Raw genomic sequence first — 4,634 nt, forward strand, 5'->3', positions numbered from 1 at the left:
GACAAATAGTCTATATCCTGAATATTTCTGCTCCACACTTCTCTTAAATCGTTACCTGTAGATTATGGGTATTCAAATTTTTCTTTCAAATATATGGAAACAGATACTACAACTATAAAAAAGCAAATCTTTGTGAAAAAATACAACCTTTTCATCATTTTGTCTACACCTCCTATATAATTCATTTTTAGTATATTGGATCTAATCTATATTTCAATATGAATGAACTAAAAGGTAAATTTCTAATCTAAATGGTTCATGTGCCATTCATATTAGAATTATTCCGTTTGTGGTACCAGTGTTGAAAAAAGTGATTGATTTTTTTAAGATGTAAACAGGTGATAGGATTGTTTGATTGATTAGAAAACACTTTAGGTGAAAGGAAGATTAATATAATGAAAATTGCGATAATAGATGATGATTCTATTTTTATGGATGAAGTTAAGGATATTATAGGTGAAAGGATTAATAAAATAGGTATAAATGATTTTTCAATCTCTACATTTTCTTCACCTGAGCAGTTATTGGTAGACATTCATTCATTTGATTTGCTTATTATAGATGTTGAAATTAATCAATATAATGGAATCAGTATATGCAATCAAATTAGAAAATTTAATACTGACATTATTATTATGTTTATTAGTTCTTACACAACATATGTATTTAATTCCTTCACTGTTTCACCATTTTCGTATATTTTAAAGAAGGATTTGAATAATAAGGGAATATCCGAAATTGATCGTTGTCTGCAATTTTATATGAATAAAAATAAAACAATTAAAATCTCATCATTCGGCATTGAATATTCTCTTGTTCAAAGAGATATCAAAGTCATTTCTAAAATAAGTGACAAATGTGTTTTTTATTACAACGATAAACAATTTGAAGCAAGAATGAACTTAAAAGATATACTTATGGATCTTTCACCATTTTTTGTTCAGATCAATAAATCTGATATTATAAATTTGAATTTTGTATCTGATATTCATAAAGATGAAATAACTTTAAATAGTGAAGAAAAGTATTATATCAGCCGTAGAAAGATAAAAGACATTCATGAAAAGTGGATGCAATTTTTGAGGGATGGAGGATAAGGTTATATTATGGGGGATTTTGTTGTTAACTTTTTTGAATCGTTAGGATATGTATATTTTGTATCACAATGTATAAACAGAAACGAAAAATACAAACTTTTACATAGTTATTTTTTATTTATAGCATCATTGGTTATTTTAACAGTGTCATCATATCTTACTCATATTGATCAGATTTCACTATTTCTTATCAATGCTATCGCATTTTTAATATGTTACTGGTATTCTAGTAATTCCTCTATTGAAATTATATTCTTACTACTATATGTTGAAACATTAATTATCATCTCAAATATATTTTCATTATTTCTGTTTCAAAATATATTTCATACAAGTATATCACTTATTTTTTCAACGCCTCGATTACTCATTTTAACTTCGTTATTCAGCAAGCTGTTATTTTGTTCATTGAGTTTCTTTTCTGCTAAGATTATGAAGAAAAGAAATTTTGCCTTTAGCAAATCCTTGCTCATATTAGTTATTATCATTTCTATTTCTTTTTTCACCTTAGCATATAGCTTTACAAATTTAGTGTCTAATCGTGTTGACCAACAAACATATTTTATATTCTTGATTAGTTTATCTGTTTTGTTGGTTCTAAATTATGTGTTATACAACATTTTAAAAGAAGAAAATTACAAACAGATGATAAAAAATATTCAATATTCTGAATTCGAAAATATGAAATTTTTCATTGAGGCAACAAAAAGTATTAATGATGAAAATAGAAAATTAAAACATTGTCTAGAAAATGTTCTTCTTATTTTAAATAAAGAGAAGCAAAATCAGAACATAAAAAATATTTGCTTGAAACTACAAAATATCAAAAATAATACACAGTTTATAGAAACAGAAAACAATGTTATTAACAATATTTTTAACACGGTAATGCTTGTTTACAAAGATAAGAATATTCAATGGAATTTATATCTGGAAAGCAGTCTTTTAGAAATTGAATCCCTTGATTTAGCAATCATTTTAGATTCATTGCTTAAACTTGTTATTGAGAATATTGATACCAACAAAGAAGTTGTATTCAAAACTAGAGAAAAATCAAAGTTTTATTATCTGTCATTAAGTTTTTATTGTAAGGATAAAAGTGAAACTGAGTTATATCCTCTTTTATTAGAAAATGTAATAAGAAAATATTCAGGTGAAATGATCATAAAGACAAATAATGATAAAACATATTGTGATATTCTTTTAAAAAAGAAAAAAGGATAAAATGCATTAACCTACATTTTATCCTTTATCTACAGAAGCAGTCTTTTTCGTTATGCTTTAAATAGTTTTTGTTTAATCCTTTTTAATAGCTTCATACCTACTAAACATAAAAAGAATTCAGTAATAGGAAAAGCCCACCAGATCAGTGTTATACTCATCTGTCCATTTCTTACTAGTAGAGAGAATATATAAGCAAGAGGTAGGATAATAATCATTTGTCTTAATAATGAAATAATAAGTCAAATGAAAATTAAGTGTAAAGATAAGGGAGATAAACTATAATTGAAGTAGGTGATTACTATGTTTAATACGATGAAATATGCAAGAAAAATAAGACAATATGCAAAAAATGAAATATATCTTCAATATAAAGAAAAAAAGCCTGATAAGTACTTTAGTAAGCTGGGAGGTAAACCACTTGTACCTAAAGACTTTGCATGGCCTTATTATACAGGAGAAGACTTTGATGGTATCGTAGAAGAAAGACCCTTAACACTTGTTGCTTCTATTAATCTAGAAGAAGCTTCTTTTTTTGACGTGGATCATTTACTTCCATCCAAAGGATTGTTATTGTTCTTCTATGATTTGCATACAATGCCAGCAGGACTAGAAGCAAAAGATCAAGGATGTGCAAGAGTCTATTATTTTCCTAATCTAAGTATTTTAGAAGAAAGAGACTAACCAAAAGACTTAGATGAAGAATTCATTATTCCTGAACTCTCATTAAACTTATCACAACAATTGAGCTTTCCAACATACTGCGAAATAGATGGACTGGATGAAAAGAACTATCAAAAGATATGTAGAAAATATAACCCATATTTCCTTAAAGAAAATAACTTCAAGTTACTAGGTTATCCGGATATTATCCAAGATGAAATGGAAGGTGATTGTGAAACAATCTATCAGGGATATGACAATTCTTATACAACTACATTAGTGGATCAAAAGAAAATACAAGCCCACAAGCATGAATGGATTCTCTTATTCCAATGCAATTCTATCTGTACAAAAGAGACAGATATCATGTTTGGGGATTTTGGTTCTATCTATTATTGGATCAAAAAAGAAGACCTTAAAAATAAGGACTTCTCTCATATCTGGTTAATATTACAATGTTTCTAACTATTTAGAAATAATTTCTACACCATCTTCTGTCACAAGAAGAGTATGTTCCCATTGTGCTGATAGTTTTCCATCATCTGTATAAACAGTCCAGTCATTATCAGTACCTAGATGGATATGACGTGTTCCCTGGTTAATCATTGGTTCAATAGTAAATACCATTCCAGGAACTATTAATACAGTCTTTTCTTTTGGTGTATAATGATATACATAAGGATCCTCATGCATGGCTTTTCCAATACCATGACCACAGAACTCTTCTACAACACTATAGCCATTGGCGTGGGCATGCTTTTCAATTGCTGTACCAATATCAGCAATAGTACTTTCCCAAGGCTTTACAGCCTTCATACCTTCTTCAAGACATTCTTTAGTCACTTTTACTAGACGCTGTGCTTCTTCTGATACATGACCTAGCATAAACATTCTTGAAGCATCTGCATAATAGCCATTTACTCCAGTTGTAGCATCCACATTAATGATATCTCCATCCTGAAGTACATAATCTCCAGGAATACCATGACATACTTCATCATTGACAGAAGTACAGATACTCTTAGGATACCCTTCATAGTTTAAATCTGCAGAATAACCTCCATGACTTGAAGTATAAGCTACAGCCATATCATCAATATCCTGTGTTGTCATACCAATTTGAATATGTTCTTCAATATAATCTAATAATCCATTATTGACTACAGCCGCTCTTTTAATAGCTTCAATCTGTTTCTCATTCTTAATCATTTTATGATTAGGAATAAGATAACCATGTTTTTTATATTGTTTAAGCTTTTTATCAAAAGCTTCATGACAATCATGATAGTCTAACTGACTACCACACCAGCATTTTCTTTTCATTGCATTACCTTCTTTCTTTACAAAGTATACACCATTTTTTAAAAAATTACATTGAAAGTTAGTTGTATATAACTAGGAGTACACAAATGATTTATTATTTTACAGGAACAGGCAATAGTCGATATATTGCAAGAGAACTACATCAACAATTAAATGAAGATTATATAAGTGTCAACTACCCACGACCTAAAGGTCATGGGCTTGTAACTGCCCAGTCGTACTAACGGTTTACACCTCCGACCTTTAACCCCAATAGATATTGCTATCTAAAGTGGCGTTACATCATAGGGTGGTTGACAGCACCCTTTGCAGCAGAGTTTACTCTGCTAC

3 protein-coding genes and 1 pseudogene are annotated in these 4,634 nt (G+C 29.0%); 3 read left to right on the forward strand and 1 reads right to left on the reverse strand.

Annotated elements, in window-relative coordinates; all coding sequences use genetic code 11:
- The first annotated feature begins 395 nt into the window (after positions 1–395).
- The 3 genes and pseudogenes from EAI80_RS11990 (at position 396) to EAI80_RS13900 (ending at position 3,446) form a co-directional block, all read left to right on the forward strand.
- Entirely contained in the window at positions 396–1,097 is a 702-nt protein-coding gene (locus EAI80_RS11990; RefSeq protein WP_129982221.1) for a LytTR family DNA-binding domain-containing protein, read from the forward strand.
- Positions 1,098–1,106: 9 nt separating this feature from the next.
- Entirely contained in the window at positions 1,107–2,321 is a 1,215-nt protein-coding gene (locus tag EAI80_RS11995; protein ID WP_129982222.1) for a hypothetical protein, read from the forward strand.
- Between the two features lie 312 nt (positions 2,322–2,633).
- Positions 2,634–3,446 (forward strand): annotated as a pseudogene (locus tag EAI80_RS13900) (YwqG family protein).
- Here EAI80_RS13900 and map read toward each other — a convergent pair.
- Positions 3,447–4,304, reverse strand: a complete 858-nt coding sequence (gene map, locus EAI80_RS12015; protein ID WP_040390289.1) for a type I methionyl aminopeptidase — start codon at positions 4,302–4,304, stop codon at positions 3,447–3,449.
- Positions 4,305–4,634 lie beyond the last annotated feature (330 nt).

The sequence above is a fragment of the Catenibacterium sp. co_0103 genome (assembly GCF_004168205.1).
In the GTDB taxonomy this organism is placed as follows: Bacteria; Bacillota_I; Bacilli_A; order Erysipelotrichales; family Coprobacillaceae; genus Catenibacterium; species Catenibacterium mitsuoka_A.

Coding starts and splice junctions, on each gene's coding strand:
- EAI80_RS11990 (WP_129982221.1), top strand. CDS start 396: ATGAAAATTGCGATAATAGATGATGATTCTATTTTTATGGATGAAGTT.
- EAI80_RS11995 (WP_129982222.1), top strand. CDS start 1,107: ATGGGGGATTTTGTTGTTAACTTTTTTGAATCGTTAGGATATGTATAT.
- map (WP_040390289.1), bottom strand. CDS start 4,304: ATGAAAAGAAAATGCTGGTGTGGTAGTCAGTTAGACTATCATGATTGT.